The 19,731-nt window shown below is 40.8% G+C and carries 10 protein-coding genes; 5 read left to right on the top strand and 5 right to left on the bottom strand.

Features of this window, described 5'->3' with window-relative positions:
- Positions 1 to 201: 201 nt before the first annotated feature.
- The 5 genes from ACOVQQ_RS05115 to ACOVQQ_RS05095 form a co-directional block, all read right to left on the bottom strand.
- The gene (locus tag ACOVQQ_RS05115) at positions 202 to 2,982 is read right to left on the bottom strand and encodes an AsmA family protein (protein WP_421817236.1); all 2,781 of its coding nucleotides are present in this window, start codon (positions 2,980 to 2,982) and stop codon (positions 202 to 204) included.
- 80 nt (positions 2,983 to 3,062) lie between these two features.
- A complete protein-coding gene (locus ACOVQQ_RS05110) occupies positions 3,063 to 5,951 on the bottom strand; it encodes an alpha-amylase family glycosyl hydrolase (RefSeq protein ID WP_421817235.1) in 2,889 nt (962 codons plus the stop codon).
- Positions 5,952 to 6,027: 76 nt separating this feature from the next.
- The gene (locus ACOVQQ_RS05105; RefSeq protein ID WP_421817234.1) at positions 6,028 to 7,086 is read right to left on the bottom strand and encodes a SusE domain-containing protein; all 1,059 of its coding nucleotides are present in this window, start codon (positions 7,084 to 7,086) and stop codon (positions 6,028 to 6,030) included.
- 24 nt (positions 7,087 to 7,110) lie between these two features.
- Positions 7,111 to 8,700 (bottom strand): RagB/SusD family nutrient uptake outer membrane protein, encoded by a 1,590-nt coding sequence (locus ACOVQQ_RS05100; protein WP_421817233.1) that lies wholly within the window; start codon positions 8,698 to 8,700, stop codon positions 7,111 to 7,113.
- Between the two features lie 14 nt (positions 8,701 to 8,714).
- On the bottom strand, positions 8,715 to 11,768 hold the full coding sequence (locus ACOVQQ_RS05095) for a SusC/RagA family TonB-linked outer membrane protein (RefSeq protein ID WP_421817232.1): 3,054 nt from the start codon (positions 11,766 to 11,768) through the stop codon (positions 8,715 to 8,717).
- 226 nt (positions 11,769 to 11,994) lie between these two features.
- Here ACOVQQ_RS05095 and ACOVQQ_RS05090 point away from each other — a divergent pair, with 226 nt between their 5' ends.
- The 5 genes from ACOVQQ_RS05090 (at position 11,995) to ACOVQQ_RS05070 (ending at position 19,731) form a co-directional block, all read left to right on the top strand.
- Positions 11,995 to 13,023, top strand: a complete 1,029-nt coding sequence (locus tag ACOVQQ_RS05090; protein ID WP_421817231.1) for a LacI family DNA-binding transcriptional regulator — start codon at positions 11,995 to 11,997, stop codon at positions 13,021 to 13,023.
- A gap of 152 nt (positions 13,024 to 13,175) precedes the next feature.
- Positions 13,176 to 14,729: an MFS transporter gene (locus tag ACOVQQ_RS05085; protein WP_421817230.1), complete on the top strand. Its 1,554-nt coding sequence runs from the start codon at positions 13,176 to 13,178 to the stop codon at positions 14,727 to 14,729.
- Positions 14,722 to 15,387 carry a beta-phosphoglucomutase gene (gene pgmB / locus ACOVQQ_RS05080; RefSeq protein ID WP_421817229.1) on the top strand — a complete coding sequence of 222 codons (666 nt, stop codon included), beginning with the start codon at positions 14,722 to 14,724 and terminating at the stop codon, positions 15,385 to 15,387. Before ACOVQQ_RS05085 ends, pgmB begins: the two co-directional genes overlap by 8 nt.
- Positions 15,388 to 15,429: 42 nt before the next feature.
- Positions 15,430 to 17,730 (top strand): glycoside hydrolase family 65 protein, encoded by a 2,301-nt coding sequence (locus tag ACOVQQ_RS05075; RefSeq protein WP_421817228.1) that lies wholly within the window; start codon positions 15,430 to 15,432, stop codon positions 17,728 to 17,730.
- Between the two features lie 171 nt (positions 17,731 to 17,901).
- Positions 17,902 to 19,731 (top strand): glycoside hydrolase family 13 protein, encoded by a 1,830-nt coding sequence (locus tag ACOVQQ_RS05070; protein ID WP_421817227.1) that lies wholly within the window; start codon positions 17,902 to 17,904, stop codon positions 19,729 to 19,731.

Genomic DNA, 19,731 nt, shown 5'->3' with positions numbered 1-19,731 from the left:
TCAATTTCCAAAAAGATTTTACTTAAGTTGAAATTTTAAAGAAGCTATACCAGCTGTTCGCTGCAAATCCGCGCCCAAAAAACGTAATTTACACAAGCTTAGCGTGGCTTCCGCTGGTCGCCCGCACGTCTTGGTAAATTAGTATTTTTTGGGCTTTGGGTTTTTCGCTGCCATCCGGGCTAGGGCAATCGTTACCGAAAATTAGTTTCCTTTTGCCGGCAACGAATCGTTCTTAATCAACATCGATTCTTTGGGCGCTTCACTTTCCGTTTCGTCGGTTTTCTTACTAAAAAAACGAATCTTCGGATTGTCTTTCGTTCCGCGAACTGTGCACGGAATTCCAATCAAACCAAAAGGCGGCAAACCAACGCGCAGTTTCAAATTCATCTGCCCGTTAAAATTCGTTTTTCCTTCAAATCGCAAACGAAACAATCCGGCACCAAATTTCGTCCGATCTATCGTAATCACGTTGTTTCGAATGCTGCTTTTTACGACAACTTTTTTCAAATCCGGATTTGCCACAGCATCCGAACCCGTTTTCTTTCCAACAATCGAAAACATCTTTAGTCCTTTAACTTTAATGTCTTCTAAAGTCAACGAGCCTGCACCAACGATACTCGGATAAATCGGCTCCATATTTTCGTTTAATACGCCGTTCAATCGATAATCCAACGATACTAAACCCGATGCACTCTCTGCCGAACTTGCAGCCGTTCTAAACAATTCTATCTCGTTATATGCGCGCTTTATGTCGAAATTCGAAGCGGTAAGTCGCACGTCGTAGCCTGCTTTTTCCGTTCCAAAGTTTTTATACGTTCCAGTAGCTGCCACCTTACAACCAATTAAATCGAAACCTGTTTTGGCTAATCGCAAAGTTCCGCGATCGGCATGTACGGCGCCAGAGAAGTCGTTCAGATTCAAATCGTTATAAACAATTTTTTGCGCTTTTGCACGCAAGGTAATATCCAGATTTGCGGGCACTACCACTACACCACTGGCTTTCGGTGCTTCGGTCTTGGCTTTGGTTGCAGTATCTGTGTCGCGTTCTTGCGTTTGCGGCGCTGCGACCATCCATTCCGACACAACCAACTGATCGGCTTCAAACAAGAAATTCCCTTTCAACACCGCATCTTTCTCAAACAAAAACGGAATTACATCTAAAATCTGTCCGTTCATGCGCAACTCCGACGAACCGTAACGAGCAGTAAACGCATCAAATTTCATCTGATTCTTCACAAAAGAAAAATCGCCTTTCTCGACCTTAAAATCCAACGGCAGAATGCCCGCTTTCAAACGGATGTTCCGAACTTTCAAATAACCATCGTTTTGCAACGCGCCAAATTTCTTTGCTGCAATAGCCGAGGCTGCTCCCGATACATTTAACTTCATGTCGAGAAATCCATCCACATTCGAGACTTTAAAAACTTTCGCAATCCGACCTACGTCTAAGGCGCCAGCAGCTTTAATTTTGTAAGATATATCTTCCGGATTTACAAACAAAGCCGAAGCGGTAAAAGCTTGTTTTTCGAACGTAAACTGTATGTTACGTAAATCAACTTTGGTGCTGCTTAACTTGGGCGTTTTGTTAAAAACTCCGGCAACTATATTAATATTCTGAATCGGATTTGGGTAGTAACTACTTCGTATCTCACCGTTTTTCAAACTCAAATCAAAATCGGTTTTCGGCATCAGCGATTTGCTTGCTTCGTATACACCGGCTATGGTTCCTTCTGCCTTGAGCAAACCGCGCAACTTCACAAAATCTAAATTCAATGCGTCGGAGAAATCTTTTAAATCAAAACGTGCTTGCACATCCGATTTCATCAAAATCCGGTCAATACCTGTAGAAACATAATTGGCTTTTGCAAAACCGTTTCCAAGCTTGAAATTAAAATCCTTTAGAGAAACATTGGTTTGCGAAAAGTTGAGTTGTGGTGCCGAAACTAACAATTTAAAATTCAAGTTTTCAATAGGCATGGGCGCCGATTTACTTTTCACCAAACCGTTTCTCACGTTAAACAAAAAATTAAAATTCGGGTTGGTATTGGTTGCGGCGGCATATTTTCCTTTTATAGAAAAACCAACGTCGGCTTTGCCTTGGAGCGTAGTTTGGCTTTGCCATTGCGTATATTCGGGCGGCAATGCCGAGAACAAATCGTCGAGATTGCAATCGCTGGCACGAGCAGAAATATCCATAAAGTAACCGTCGTTCAAAAACTCGAACAAACCATTAAATCGAACGGCTAATTTATTGATGATCAAATCGTTCTTTTCAAAAGTAAAAGCCAACGAGTTGGTATTAATTTTTGTGATTAACTCGGCCTGAACTTTCTTGTCTTTCAAATACTGTTTTCCACCATATGCTAAATCCAAAGCTTGAATGGAAGCAGTAGTTTGCAAATCAAAAACTGCTTGATTTAAGTTTCCGACTCCCAAATAATTAAAACCTGCTGCATTAAACAAGAAATTCAGTGATTGGTCGGCGTAATCGAGTTTTGCATTATTAATCTCGATGTGTTCCAAACGAATGGCCGTAGATGAAGAATCGGATTTCGACGTGGGTTCAGCAGATTTATAGACGTTGTAATTGGCGCGACCTTGCGTATCGACTTTGATGTTTATTTCAGGGTTTTCGACGTAAATTTCATCGATTTCAACTGTACTTTCAAATACCAACTTATACAAATCGACGCCAAAAGCGATTTCTTCAGCACGAACTAAATTCTGATCTTGAAAGGGCGCCGAACCGTTTAACTTAAATCGCTCTAAGGATAAGGTAAGCGACGGGAAGTGATTGAAGAACGACAAACTGCTCGATTCAAAATCGAGTTTACCGTCAATATGTTGGTTTGCATACGCCTTTACTTCTTTCTCGATAAACTCGGGAAAAAGGAGCGGAAACAAAAACATGAGCAACAAAACCAACACAAAAGAGCCGGCAGTGTACTTTATTATTTTTAAAAGTATCTTGGGAAGTTTCATCGTTACAAAGGTAACGGGCTGTTTCTAAACGGCAAACAAAGAATAAAAAAAGCCGCTCGATTTGAGCGGCTCTTTAAAACTTAGTTTTTCACAAGTTTGACACTTGAAGTTCGGCTAAAGGCGTCGGTTGCCTTTACGATATATACTCCAGGAGTTAAATCTGAAATATCGAAACTGAATTCAGCGTCGTAACTATTTGAAAACGATTTTACTTGCTGGCCTCTGATGTTATAGATCTGAACATCGGCTACGGCTTTATTTAAAGCAAAACTATTCGTTGTTGGATTCGGACTAGCCACAAGTGCTTGGATGTCTTCAAATGAATCCACATTTAATAAAGCTTGTTGGTTTCCATAAACTCTGAAACCACCCGCCGGAATCGAAATTGGGGCGGTAGTATTGGTTACAACCAATTGTGTATTGTCCATTAAATTGTACCAAGTTCCAGTAAATGGGAAACTTGGGTTAATGTTCTGCTGTGCTACAGAAAAGTTCGCTAAAACAACTACGTTTCTCAATTGTGTTGTTGGCAAAGCGTTATTGAAAATGTAGATACGCTGGCGGATATTGTTTCCGTCGGGACTAATAGCATAATCGCCTTCAAAAACAGGCTCGTTAATTTTCAATTCTATTAATCTCTTGAACGCCTGATAAATCGGACCTCTATTCGAGCTACCTAACCAGTTGTTTGTCCACTGATACTGTGGTTTTGTGTCTAGTTTACAATCGCCAGAAGTTACGTCAAAATCGGTATTAACAGTTCCATTATTACAAGTGAAAATTGAAACATCACAACCCAATTCAGCAAAGTGCCAAATCATTTTTGGACCTGGTACCAATAAAGACGTAGCTCCAATAGAAGCGGCTCTGCTAAGGGTATTAGTTAAGTTGTTTAATGGAGGGAAAGCACCACCACCGTTTCCGTAAGCTCGTGCGCTGTACATTACGCGTTCTTTATCGTGTGATTCTGGATAACCTATAAGGCGCTTTGCAGAAAAACCTCTTGAATTATGACCAACGCGAGTGATATCTGCATCTGTAGAATAACCACCAGCTAATTGTGAATAGGCGAATGTCAATTCCCCCCACATCATCACACCCTTGCTTGGGTTTTCGTTAATACGGTAATTTGCCCACTGCTGCTCTTCGCCATCGCTACCTAAGTGCTCAAAAATCGCTAAGTGAGTTGGATCAAGCGACCAGGTAAAGTCGGCGTATTCCTTAAGTACATCAACGCGATCTTGTTGATAGGCATTTGTACAAGATTCTTGGTTATTTCCAGGAGGACAGTTTTGGGTAAATCCTTTGGTCAAATCCCAACGGAAACCATCTACTTTAAATTCTTCAATCCAATGCTTAACTACACGCTTTACATAATTTCTGGTACGTGATTGTTGGTGATTAAAGTCAGAACCTACGTTATAGCTATGCATTGCTTGTGTATTGAAATATGGGTTCTCAGAACTTGGATCGCCCCAACCATCACCGTCTGGGTCGTTCATCCACATACGAACCATAGGATTGCGACCAAAAGCATGGTTAAGTGCGATATCAAGAATTACAGCAATGCCGTTTTGGTGACATAAATCTACAAACTCTTTGAATTTATCCGCCGTTCCATAGAATTTATCTAAAGCCATGTGGAAAGAGGTATTGTAGCCCCAGCTTTCGTTGCCTTCGAATTCCATAACGGGATTCACGTGAATAGCGTTAATTTTCAGGTTAACGAAGTAATCCATTTTATCGATTAAGTCTTGGTAGCTGCGATTTGAATCGAAGTCGCGTACTAAAAGTTGGTAAATAACTAAGTCTTCTTTCTTAGGTTTAACGAAATTAGTTACCTGCCAGTTGTACGGAGTTGGGTTGGTTTTGAAAACCGTTATTTCTCTATTTTGACCTGCTGGATATGCCGGAATATCAGGATACTTAGAACTAGGAATCCAAGGATCGTCGAAGTTAGAGATCACTAAAGTTGAGTATGGATCTGCTGTTCGAACGAGTGAAGGCGAATTGTTAATTGGAGTCGTATCTACTACCCAATATTGATATAAGATGTTTTCGCCTGGGGTTAAGTTTTCTAGTGTCAACCAAAATTTTGTGGAACCTGGTGCAGAATCTTTACGCATCGCGTGAGCTGCAGTAGGCTGCCAGTTGTTAAAGCTACCTGCAACATAAACGAAATCTTTTCCAGGCGCATCGAGAACTAAAGTAGCCTTAGTTTGATCGGCCATTAAGTTAACGCCATCAAGCATATTAGCAGGCATCGCTTGCGAAATTGTTCCTGGATTTACTAATGCCGAAAATCTTTTTGTAATGGTAAAAGCCCCTTGTGTTACTTCTAATTCGTAAACTTGATTTCCATTAATATTTGTATGATTAAAAGAAAACGTCGAGGTAGCGGGATTTGTAGACAACACATTGCCATTAGCTCTCAAAACATAGGCTGCATCACCATTAGTGTTGTTTGCAGTAATATTCAACGAACCATTAGCTGCTAGAAGAGTTGTGCTGTTTTCAAGTGGTGCTATTAAATTTACTTGAAACGCACCTACTTCTGTTAAGATATCTTGCGACTTTTTATCTCCCGTGCCGTTTTTAGCTTTCACCAAAAAGCCAATTCTACCAATACCTACACGATTGTAGAAGGTCGTTGGTGTCATTGTGAAGGTATAGGTATCATTACCTGCGTTGTAAGTGAACTTGTTTGCTTCGTTAGAGTTTATCCATTGACCGTTTGTTGGACAATCTTGGATGTTTGCATCGTTGATATCAAAGCTCCAAGCCCAGATATACAATGCATTGTTAGTTACGCCCCAAGTAGATTCATTGACGCTATTACCGTTAATGGTAATAGTAATTGAAGTAGTTTCCTCAAATAGTGCGGGTGTTATACTGTGGGTTACAGTTTGTTGTTGCCCCACTGCAGTAACACTGATCAAAAAACATAGAAACAGTATAATTTTTTTCATTTTGGAGAATTTTATTGCGGAAGATAAAAAGGGCTATCGAAAAGGCAGCCCTCTTTAAATAAATTTTAAGACCGAATTAGTTTAGGGTCAGTGTGTAAGTGTACTGTCTTGGGTTACTAAGATCAAGTACCACGTGATAGTTTCCAGAAGCATCTACTGACAAATTTGGTCCATCATAGTTCATTGATCCGTCATCATCAGGATCTCCTCCCAAATTAATCGTCCAAGCATTGTTTGCTCTAAACTTAAACTCACCAGCAGTCATTTGGATATCTCCTTCAAAAGCCTTCGTAGTAGGATTATAAGTCAAAGGAGTACTAGCATCCCATCCACCTGGCGTAGCTGCGCCAACAATCCCCCATGCTGCAGGCTCTAGTGAATAGGTTAAAGACGTTGTGTTAGCTCTAACTCTGTAATACCCAGTTGTAGAAACTGCGCAATTAACTTCATCGGTATCTGTTAGGATACCAGAAAAAGTCCCATCATCTCCGTAATCAGTATTACCCCAGTTGAAGTTTCCTGCAGGATCTGGAGCTACAAATTTAAATTCACCCGCAGTAAGCATGATAAAACCCTCATAATCAGTTTCCCCAAAAGCAGAAGCCGCCAAACGTGGCGCAGTTCCCGGCGACCAGTCTTGATAAGCTCCAGGAACAGCTAATTTTGGTAATGCCGTTGAATATGGTGTAACTAAATAGGTAACTACGTCAGAGAAACGCTCTTGAGTAGCTGGTTCTCCTACAGAAGCTCTAATTCGAACTTCGATTGCACCCTGAGTGAATGGCGTTAAACCTGCAGAAACCACCGCGCCGTTAAGTACATCGGAAAGAATAGTTGCAAAGGTGTTAGTTGTAGACGTTAATGTTACAGGCGTATCAAAATTATCTCCTGCCTTATCAATTTGGATTGCATAATTGATAGAAGTAGGTGTTCCATAGTCCATGGCTGCCCAACTTAAAGTTAATCCTGGGTTTAGTGGCGTTTCTGGACCTAAAACTACAGCATCACCTGTTGTTGGTGTTAAGATTGCGAAATCTCCTTTTGCCTCCAAAAAGCGAAGGTCTTGTTCGTCCTCACAAGCAGTAAAGCCTGCTAAAAGAGAAAGTAAAAAAACTGACTTTAATATTCTTTTCATTTTATAACTTTTTAAACTTTATGATTAATAACCTGAATTCTGAGTTAAATTTGGATTAGCTGCGATTGCTAAAGCCGGTATAGGATATAAATTTCTAAATGCACCAATTGCGATACCATTTTGCGCATTTCCTTTCCAAGCCCAGTTGTAAGCACCGCCTGCATAGCGGCCGAAGCGAACTAAATCCTGACGTCTGTGTGCTTCCCAATGTAACTCCCGAACTCGCTCGTCTAGAATGAAGTCAAGTGTTAACTGACTTGCGGTAATATTCTGAGAATTGTTTCCGTTCGCACGCTCTCTTAATAGATTTACGTAGTTCAATGCATTGCTAGCATTGGCATTAGATGCACCTCTTAAGAAACACTCTGCATACATTAAATACACGTCTGCAAGACGGAAAAGTGGAAAGTCTGTATCTACGAAAGTTTGGTTACTTCCGTTTGCTCCTGCAGATGTTTTATTTGAATACTTTGCAAGAATAAATCCTTGATCTCTGTTTATTACATCCGTGATATCTATTGGTCGGTTTCCAGAGATAATTGTGTTTCGAGCATCATTATCAAATTGAGGATTATCGAATTTCTCGACAAACTGTTTTCTCAAACGGATCGCACCGCCCCAACCACCAGGACCAACTCCTAGAGATTCACCATTTGCTTCTAAAGATCCGACAGAACCATTAATCATAACAGTTGTTGGACCATAATTTTGTGTTGCCACACCATCAGACTGAAGTGAAAAAATCATTTCAGGAGACGTATGATTGTCTGCTGCAAAGTTTGCCAAATAATTCGTAGCTAAGGTATAACCTCCAGCAATAATTGCATCAAGTTGCGTAACACACTCATTGTATTTAGGCTGACCGATATAAACCTCTGAGTTCAAATACATCTTAGCTAAAATCATTCTTGCAACTGCTGCATCCACTCTACCATACTGATTTGTTCGCGGCGCTTTTAACGAAGGTAGCACATCAAGCAATTCAGATTCAATATACTCGAACAATTGCTGTCTGTTGTACTCAACACCAGCTACCGCTACAGGCTGCTGTTCAGTATTAAATGCGGCTTTTCCATATAAATCCATCAAATGATAGTAAGCAAGTGCTCGTAAAACGCGTACTTCATCTCTGTATGCCGGTATTTCCGATGCGTTTTGAGGATTTCTGGCGCTAACTAGCTCAGGAGTACTTTGTCTTAAGTACTCGTTGCAAAGAGCTACTTGAAATTGAGCACGGCTAAACATTCCACGAACAATAGGGTTTTCCGCTGTCCAGATATTTCTCTGAATTTCACGAACACCTGCATCATTCTCATAGCTCCACAGCATTTCATCTGTGGCTAATGATTGTAAATATAATAAGCATCTTCCATAGTGGCTTGTACCAGCGTCAATACCTCCTATATTCGAGTTATCTGGGCCAGAAGTACCTGTAAGTGCTAGATTTCCATATACACCAGCTATACCAGCCACATAAGCATCAGGGCGAGCAAAAAACTCATCGGATAAAAATACGGCAGGATTATTCGGCGTAATTTCCAGATCGCTTTCGCAGGAAAACAGAAGTGCCCCTGTAAGCGCGAAAAAAACCGACTTTAAAATTTGTCTTTTCATTTTCATTTTACTTTTTAAAATTTCACGTTAGCACCAAACAAGAACTGACGCTGTCTTGGATATATCGTATTATCAATACCTTCATTGTTGATTTCAGGATCCAAACCGCTGTATTTCGTGATGATGAAAGCGTTCTGACATCCTGTAAATAGACGTAAAGAAGCTTTGCCATCAAGAAATTTTGGAAATGTATATCCTAAAGTAATGTTATCCATTCTTAGGAATGAGCCATTTTCAATATATAAATCAGACAAAATTGTTTCTGCTGCTCCAATTGAAAACTCATTATCGAAGTAACTAGTAGGAATGTTAGACAGCTGCGCATCTGCACTCAGCGCGTAAGTTGAATAAGCGCGGCCCGCTTTCACTTGGTTAAACACTCTATTTCCAATACTTGCACGCATGAAAAATGAGAAATCAAAATTCTTATAGTTTAGATTCGAAGAAAAACCAAAGGTTGCGTCAGGATCTGGGTTTTTGTAGATATAGCGATCGCTTGCGTTAATGATACCATCTGCATTTAAATCTGCAAATGCTCCTTCGATTGGGCGACCTGTCGTATCATACAACTGTTTGTACATCAAGAACGAAAAAGGAGTAAATCCTTCACGATGTACACCACTTCTTCCACCAATACCGCCAGGTAAAGATCCCGTCGGTATATCAGAATCTGCCACTAATTCCTCAATTCTACGCTCAAAACGGGTTGCATTAAAATTGATATTCCAGTTAAACGATTCTCCTCTAACAATGTCTGCATTTATGGTAAATTCAATACCTTTAGTTGAAAAGCTACCGATGTTAGCTGGACCTTGGTTTCCAAAATTTGATCCATCAGCATAAGGGGTTTCGTTAAAAAACAAGTCTTCTGTTAACTTATAAAATACATCAACAGCTCCATTGATTCTATTTCCAAACAAACCGTAATCAACACCTGCGTTGTAGGTAGTAGTAGTCTCCCACTTTAAATTTGGATTGTATGACTGTGGAACGCCAACTTGAAAATTTGTTCCTCCAAAATTGTATTGTGAGTTGGTAAATCCGAGGTTGTAACGCGGAAGATAAAAATCTCCTACATTAATGTCCTGCTGCCCAGACTGACCGTAACCTACTCTTAACTTTAAATCTGAAATCGCATTCGAATTTTTAAAGAAATCCTCTTTCATCTTCCAAGCAAAAGCTGCTGCCGGAAAGAAGCCCCAACGATTATCTTCCGAAAAACGCGAAGTACCATCACGACGGAATGAAGCAGTAAGGATATACTTATCGTTAAAAGTAAAATTAGCACGTCCAAAGTATCCAATTAGAACTACATCTGGATCAGCAAAGTTAACTGGCACTCTATTCGGAGTTACATCAAACTTGTTTCCAGAATTGTAACCGTCGTAAGTAAAAACTTGATACGAATAACCAGCTGTTGCATCAACGTTTACTTTACCAAAGGTTTTGTTGTAAGCCAAATATCCATCGAGCAATTTATTCGTTCTTCTCTGTGATAAATAGGTTGAACGACCAATAAATCTAGTTGCGTCGGTTGGGTCGAGATCTGCAGTGGCCACACCATTTGCGCTTCTGAATAAAGTTCTAACACTATATGCTTGATCGTATCCTAAATTAACAACAGCGCGTAGTTCAGGAAGGAAATGAAACTTGTAATCAAACTCTAAATTTCCGAAAACACGATCTTGGCGTCCTTGATCATCGGTTTGTAACAACTGTGCTACAGGATTTCGTGGCGATTGCGGTGCTGGCAATGCTCCTGAAGGACCAGCTATTTGGTATTCAAAAAAACCACTAAATGCACTAGGTTCGTAACGAACTGGTTTAGTCGGATCGAAACGAATTGCTGTACCTTCCACTCCGTCAGCAAAACGATTTTTCTCTACAACATAATTTGCAGAAAAATTGATTTTTAAATGATCTTTAAATAGGCGTGGATTAAGTGCTAGAGATGTACTTGTTCTCTGAAAGGTATTAGTTAATCGCAAACCTTCCTGAAAGGTATTATTCAAAGTAAGTTTTGCTGGAACCACATTGAAAAGACTTCCACGAATCGACAAGTTGTTATCTACAAAGTCTGTTCTTCTGTAAATCTCATCCTGCCAATTGGTATCGGAAATAATACGGCCTTCAATTTGTGGTGTAGTTGGATCGTCAAAAGTACCTGGCGCCGCGTTTGGATCTGGAACACCAAGTCTGTTGGTAATGTAAGCCGAAGGATTTGCTGGATTAAACGCCGGGCTCACAGACTGAAGAAACGAAGTAAATTGACTTGCATTCATTACTTCAATCTGATTTATCTGATTTCCGCTTCCGTATTGGAAGTTGTAATCAACGGATAGCTTTTTAGAACCTCTCTTAGTATTGATGATAATAACACCATTAGCTGCTCGGGAACCGTAGATTGCCGTAGCCGACGCATCCTTTAAGATATTAAAGCTCTCGATGTCATTCGGATTTAACGATGCTAGAATTGAGGTTGATCCTTCATTTCTATTATTTGTAATCGGCAATCCGTCAATAACGATTAATGGATCATTCGAAGCCGACAGCGAAGAACCTCCACGAATTCTGATCTGAGCACCCGAACCAGGAGCACCACCGCCCAAGTTTACAGTTACACCGGCAACTCTACCCGCAAGTAGGTTTTCTGCTGTTACGTTTGCTCCTTTGTTGAATTCTTTAGAACTTAATTGCGTTACCGAACCCGTAGCATCCTTTTTACGAACACTACCGTATCCAATCTGAACTACAACCTCGGTAAGTTCATTTGTTTCCTCAGTTAAGGAAATGGTTACAGATTTTTGCCCGGTAAAAGTTTCCGATACTTCCTTGTAACCAATAAAAGAGAAGACGACTACCTGTCCATTTTTTAAACCAGACAGACTAAATTTCCCGTCGAAATCTGTGGAAGTACCGTTTGTGGTACCTTGAACGACTACGCTGACCCCCGGTAACGGCTGCCCTGATGCTTTATCAGTTACCGTTCCCGTTAAAGTGCTCTGTGCTAGAACACTAAACGGCAGAAGTAGTACGGAAAGTAACAACTTTTTGTAAATTGTTTTCATACATTTTGTTTAGGTTAAAATTGAGTTTTTTTGCTTGTAATTTTGCTTCGAGTGTTAAATTTATGTAAATCTGTCGCGAAAAAAAATTTAGCCTCGTTAAAGATACGCCGAAAACGTTTTCGTGTTGAAAACTTTTATAATCACGCATATTTTTAAGGAAGTAATTCACAGAATAGAAAATTCGAATTACCTTTATTCACAAATCAATATTTCTTAAATTGTCAAAATGAAGCGCAAAGTCACACTAAAGCAAATTGCAAAAGAGTTAGATGTTTCCATTTCAACCGTCTCAAAATCACTTCGCGATTCACCTGAAATATCTGAAGAAACCCGACTCAAGGTGCAAGCATTTGCTAAATTGTATAACTACAAACCAAACAATATTGCTCTGAGCCTCAAAAACAGAAAAACAAAAACCATTGGCGTTATCATTCCAGAAATTGTTCACCACTTTTTTAGTACAGTTATTAGCGGTGTAGAAAGTGTTGCCAACGAATACGGTTACAGCGTAGTAGTATGCCTTTCCAACGAATCGTTCGACAAAGAAGTAATCAATATGGAAATGCTTGCTAACGGTAGTATCGACGGCTTTATCATGTCGCTTTCAAAAGAAACGCAATTCAAAAAAGATTTCCACCACATAAACGAAGTGATTAGCCAGGGCATGCCCGTTGTTATGTTTGATCGAATTACAAATGAAATTTTTTGCGATAAAGTAATCATCGACGACAAACAAGCTGCCTACGAAGCCGTATCGTATCTAATCGAAAAAGGACGAAAACAAATTGCTTTAGTTACCACAGCCGATTACGTTTCCGTTGGGAAACTCCGTACCGACGGCTACATGAAAGCACTTACCGACCATGATATTGCTGTCAATGAAAAGCTCATCATTCGAGCCGACGACGAAATTCAATGCAAACAAGAGGTTCAAAAACTACTTGAACAAGGCGCGATTGATGGTGTTTTGGCTGTAAACGAATTGTATGCCGTTACCATTATTAAAACAGCCAACGAAATGCAAATTACCGTACCGGAACAACTGGCTGTCATTGCGTTTACCGACGGAATTATTTCGCAATACGCAACTCCAACAATCACTACTGTTAGTCAAAACGGCATCAAAATGGGGCAAACCGCTGCCAAAATGCTCATCGACCGTTTGGAAGAAGAGGAAACCGAATACAGTACTGCCGAGCAATACACCACAGAAGTAATTGAAACCAGCTTAATTATCCGAGATTCAACAAATTAACAGTCGTTTCCAAATTTTAATTTTTTAAAACTTATTGAAATTCTATTTTTTCGATATATTTGGCAGCAATTATCAAAGCTTGTAATTTACTTCGAAAACAAATAAAGTTTTGATAAGCAACGCGCTTATCGTATCTCATTTTAATTACGATAATGGAAAAGCGTAAATTAAGTTTTTGGCAAATCTGGAACATGAGTTTTGGATTTCTCGGAATTCAGTTCGGTTTTGCACTGCAGAATGCAAATACATCAAGAATCTTTGACACTCTTGGTGCCGACCCAGATAAGATTGGATTCTACTGGTTAGCAGCCCCACTTACAGGTCTTATTGTACAACCAATTGTTGGCTATTTTTCTGATCGAACATGGACTCGATTAGGGAGAAGACGTCCGTATTTCTTGGTCGGTGCAATTTTAGCTTCACTGGCATTATTCGCCATGCCTAATTCGCCTAGTCTTTGGATTGCAATTGGAACGTTGTGGATTATGGACTCTTCCATAAACATTTCCATGGAACCTTTTCGCGCCTTTGTTGGTGATAACCTGCCCGAAAGCCAAAGAACTCTAGGCTTTGCCATGCAAAGTTTCTTTATCGGACTTGGAGCGGTTGTAGGCTCGGCATTGCCATGGATATTTACCAACATTTTCGAACTTTCAAACACGGCTGCAGAAGGCGTAATTCCGGACTCTGTAAAATGGTCTTTTTATGTCGGAGCAATTGTCTTTTTTCTAGCGGTATTATGGACGGTCCTTAAATCGAAAGAATATTCTCCCGAGGAACTACAAGCGTTTGAGGATGCCAAAAGAGCAACATCTACCAAAGACCACCACGAAAAGGTGAGCACACAAAAGAACGTAACTACAAAACTGCAAGCGACTTACGGTGGAGTACTCGCACTCATAGGCGGAATACTCACCTATTTTGTACATCAACTTAATCTTAAAGCCGATGCAAATGGGGAAACTGGAGCACATAAAGAATTGTATCTACTATCCATTGGTCTGTTAGTTGTTGGTGTACTTTTCCTAATTGTATCGCAACTAAGAAAAAATGAGGTGCGAAATGGCTTTACCGTTATCATTACAGATTTATTAAACATGCCAAAAACCATGAAACAACTTGCCTATGTGCAGTTTTTTTCGTGGTTTGCGCTTTTTGCCATGTGGATTTACACCACACAGGCGGTAACTGGCCACGTTTTTGGCACAACAGACTCCACCACGAAAGAGTACAACGATGCTGCCGATTGGGTTGCGGTGATGTTTACCATCTACAACTTAGTAGCTGCTGCAGTGGCATTTTTGCTTCCAGCTTTAGCTCGTCGAACCAGTAACAAGTTTACACATATGCTGGCGCTCATCGCGGGAGGTATCGGATTGATTTCAATCTATTTCCTTTCCGACAAAGTAGGATTACTGTTGGCTATGACTGGCGTTGGAATTGCTTGGGCAAGTATTCTTTCTATTCCTTATGCCATGTTATCGGGTTCCTTACCAGCTGCAAAAATGGGCTACTACATGGGAGTTTTTAACTTCTTTATAGTTATTCCGCAAATCGTTGCAGGAACGGTTCTCGGATTTATGGTTAAAGAATGGTTCAACGAACAACCTGTTTATGCATTGATTGTTGGCGGATGTTCGATGATTTTTGCGGGAATTTTAACGCTTGGTGTTTCTACCAATAAAAAAATTGACATTAATGAGTAAAAAAGGTTTCATATTCGATTTAGACGGTGTAATTGTTGACACTGCGAAGTATCACTACTTGGCGTGGCAAAAAATTGCTGAAAAGCTCGGAATCGAATTTACACCACACCACAACGAAAAACTAAAAGGCGTTAGCCGCGTTCGATCGCTGGAAATAATTCTGGAACTCGGAAAAATTACAGCAACCGAACAAGAAAAACAACTTTGGCTCACACAAAAGAACGACGACTATTTATCCTATCTAACCGATATTGATAGCTCTGAGATCTTACCAGGCGTGATGCCTATTTTGTCGCATTTAGAAACACTAAAACAACCTATTGCTTTAGGTTCGGCGAGCAAAAACGCACGGCCGATTTTAGAAAAAACCGGTATCATTGATTTGTTCGACGCCATTGTAGATGGAAACGACGTATCACAGGCAAAACCCGATCCGGAAGTTTTTTTAGTTGCAGCTCGTAAACTTAATCTGGCTCCTGAAGATTGTATCGTTTTTGAAGATTCGGAAGCTGGAATTCAGGCAGCGAACATAGCTGGAATGATAAGCGTTGGAATTGGCGATGCGAAAGTACTTCACGAAGCCGCTTTCAATTTCCCAGATTTCACGCACATGGACACCGCATTTATTGACGGTTTATTAAAAAAAGTAAAAGCTTAATGTAGAATGATGCAGGAGAACTGCAAAACAAAATTTATTTAAATGAATCAGGATTATATCAAACCCGATGGATGGTCGATTATCGAAGAAGGATTTGATCAGGAACGCGTAAAATCGTCTGAAAGTTTGTTCAGTATTGGAAACGGAGCCATGGGGCAACGTGCCAATTTTGAAGAAAGTTACAGCGGAGAAACGTTTCAAGGCAGCTATATCGCAGGGATTTACTATCCCGACAAAACCAAAGTGGGTTGGTGGAAAAACGGTTATCCCGAGTACTTCGCAAAAGTACTTAATGCACCGAACTGGATCGGAATCGATTTTTCCGTAAACGGAGAATCGTTCGATTTGGCGAAATGCACCGCAGTCGCTGATTTTAAACGCGAACTTAACATGAAAGCCGGTTGGTACCGCAGAAGCTTCACAGCAACACTCGCCAACCAGTCGCAAATTGCCGTCGAAGTAACGCGCTTTTTATCGCTCGAACTCGACGAAGTTGGCGTTATACAATACAACATTACCGCTTTATCTGGCGCGCTTTCGCTGAAAATAAACTCGTACGTAGATGCTGCTGTACATAACGAAGATGCCAACTGGGAAGAACGTTTTTGGGAAACCTTAAGCAGCACCACAGCAACCGACGCCGTTTACGTTACCGCACGCACTTTTAAGACACACTTTGAAGCGACCACATTTGGCGCAACAAACGTGAGCAACAACGGAACAGCTATCGCTGCGAAAGAAATTTCACAAGAATCGGCCGATAAATTAGGTGTTGTTTTTGAAACTACTGTTGCTAAAAACACAACCCTAAGTATCACCAAATTTGGTGGCTATACGGTTTCGATGAACCATGAAAACACGGTAGCTGCTGCGCAAAAAGCTGTAGAACAAGCACGTGCTTTAGGCTACGACAAATTACTGCAAATGCAAGCCGAAGCTTGGTCGAAAATTTGGGAAATGAGCGATATCACTATAGAAGGCGATGTAAAAGCGCAACAAGGTATCCGTTTCAACATTTTCCAACTCAACCAAACGTATCTAGGAAAGGATTCACGTTTAAACATCGGACCGAAAGGATTTACCGGAGAAAAATACGGCGGATCAACCTACTGGGATACCGAAGCATACTGTATTCCGTTTTACATGGCTACAAAAGATCAGGAAGTGGCGCGTAATTTACTTACGTACCGCTACAACCAACTTGATCGCGCGATCGAAAATGCGGGCAAATTAGGCTTTACAAACGGAGCAGCCTTGTATCCGATGGTAACCATGAATGGCGAAGAATGCCACAACGAGTGGGAAATTACTTTTGAAGAAATTCACCGAAACGGCGCTATTGCTTTTGCTATTTACAATTACTACCGCTACACCGGCGATTACAGCTACATTCCGGAAAAAGGTCTTGAAGTTTTAATTGGTATTGCTCGTTTTTGGAAACAACGCGCCAACTTCTCGACAGATAAAAATAAGTATGTGATCTTAGGTGTGACCGGACCAAACGAGTACGAAAACAACGTAAACAACAACTGGTACACCAATTACATCGCGAAATGGTGTATGGAATACGCTGCCGAACAAACCGAACGCGTAGCCAAAGAATATCCCGCAGATTACAGTCGAATTGTTGCAAAAGTAAAATTGGGTTCACAAGAAATTAGCGAATGGCGCGAAGTAGGTACCAACATGTATTTCCCGTATTCGGAAACGTACGGAGTTTACTTGCAACAAGACGGTTTCTTGGATAAAGAGTTGGTGAAAGTCGACAAGCTCGATCGTTCGCAGCGTCCGATTAACCAAAAATGGTCTTGGGATCGCATTTTGCGTTCGCCCTATATTAAGCAAGCCGACGTACTTCAAGGATTTTATTTCTTTGAAGATCATTTTTCCACAGAAGAATTAGAGAAGCATTTTGATTTCTATGAACCTTTTACCGTTCATGAAAGTTCGCTTTCGCCTTGCGTTCACTCGATACAGGCGGCAGTTCTTGGAAAAATGGAAATGGCTTATACTTTTTACTTGCGTACATCGCGCTTAGATTTAGACGATTACAACAAGGAAGTTGAAGAAGGCTGCCACATTACCTCGATGGCAGGAACATGGATGAGTATTGTAGAAGGTTTTGGCGGCATGCGTGTAAAAGACAATCAGTTGCACTTTACACCACGCATTCCGAAAGAATGGGAAGGATACTCGTTTAAGATTAACTTCAGACATCAGATTTTAAAAGTTACTGTAAAACACGGCGAAACGCAGTTTATGGTGGATGGCGACAAACCGCTGCACGTGATTGTAAACGGAAAAGCTGTAGAAGTGATACCCAACAGTTTAATTGCTGTTTAATAAAACTGCCCGTTTTTTCGGGCAGTTTTTGGTTACTGCTGTTTGGATAACGATTGCCGCGGCAAGGATTGCAGCAAGGTGCCGTGCACCGCGGAAAGCCTGGCGGCAGCCGAAAACTCTTTTTTTTGAAGTACGAACGTTGGCTGCCGAGCCGCCCAAAAAATAAAAAAAATGAAAAAACTTATTGCTTTACTCCTACTTGCTCAGATTGGATTTGCACAGATTCAAAAAGTAGAACCGCCGTTTTGGTACAGCGGCATGAAAAAAACCGAATTGCAACTGATGCTGTACGGAAAAAATATTGGAAATGCTGTGGTGACTTGCGATAAAGCAACTGTTGTTGGCGTAATTCGCACGGAAAATCCGAATTATTTATTTGTGAATTTGGATTTGAAAAATGTTCCGGCTGGATTTATTGAACTTTCGCTCACGCAAGGGAAAAAAGTTGAAAAACGTACGTACGAACTTCGCGCCCGCAGAAAAGACAGTGCTAATCGTAAAGGATTTGACTCGAGCGATGTTATGTATTTACTGATGCCGGACCGCTTTGCCAACGGAAATCCGAATAACGACAGTACGCCAGACACGGCCGATAAATTTAACCGCAGTTCGCAAGACGGACGTCACGGTGGCGATATTGCCGGTATGAAGAAACATTTGGATTATCTGGAAGACTTAGGCGTTACCGCAGTTTGGAGTACGCCTTTATGCGAAGACAACGACCCGAAAACCTCGTATCACGGCTACGCACAATCGGATGTTTACCACATTGACCCGCGTTACGGCAGCAATGAGGAATATGTTGATTTTGTGGAAGCTGCACATCAGAAAGGCATAAAAGTGGTTAAAGATTACGTGACCAACCACTGGGGAACTGAACATTGGATTTTAAAAGATTTACCTACGTACAAATGGGTGCATCAGTTTCCGGGTTACGGCCAAACCAATTATCGTATGACCACGCAATTCGACGTAAATGCTTCGGAAATTGACAGCAGATACTGCATGGACGGCTGGTTTGTGCGGTCTATGCCCGATTTAGATCAGACCAATGAATTGGTTTTAAACTACCTGACGCAAAACGCATTATGGTGGATCGAATACGCCAATTTGGATGGATTTAGAGTGGATACGTACAGTTACGCCGACAAGCACGCTATTGCAAAATGGACCAAAGCGATTATGGATGAGTACCCGAATTTCAATATTGTTGGCGAAGTTTGGATGTACGACCAAGCGCAAATGGCGTATTGGCAGAAGGATAGTAAAATTGGCGCGATACAATCGTACAACTCGTATTTGCCATCGGTTATGGATTTTACGCTTCAAGGCGAATTGGGTTCGGCTTTGAAAGAAGAAGAATCGAATTGGACCAATGGTTTAATCAAGGTTTACAACAATTTTACAAACGACTTTCTCTATCCGAATACCGATAATTTGTTGGTATTTTTTGAAAATCACGATACCCAACGTTTCAACCACATTTACAACGGAAATTTCGCGAAATACAAGATGGCGTTAGCTATTATTGCAACGGTTCGTGGGATTCCGCAGATTTATTACGGCAGTGAAATTGGCATGCAAGGCAACAAAGACAAGGGAGACGGCGATATTCGCAGAGATTTTCCAGGAGGTTGGAACGGAGATACCAATAATGCCTTTACGTTAGCTGGTAGAACTGCCGAGCAAAACAAGTTTCATGAATTCACGAAAAAAGTGTTCAATTACCGCAAGAACAATCCGGTTTTGCACTTTGGAAAGATGAAACACTATCTGCCGATTAACAACGTTTATGTGTATTTCCGTACGTTGAATGAGAAGTCGGTTATGGTGGTAGTGAATAACAACAAAGAAGCACAAGTCCTTGATCTGGCAACCTACAACGAAAGTTTAGCGGGTTACAGCGCTGGACAGGAAATCGTGACGGGTTCGAAATTAGAAATCAATAAATCGCTCTCAGTTCCGGCACAAGACGTGTTAATCATAGAGCTACAAAAATAA

Source organism: Flavobacterium sp. (assembly GCF_049240005.1).
Lineage (GTDB): Bacteria > Bacteroidota > Bacteroidia > Flavobacteriales > Flavobacteriaceae > Flavobacterium.
The sequence above is the reverse complement of the archived record's forward strand: the minus strand, read 5'-3'. Positions and strand labels throughout refer to the sequence as shown.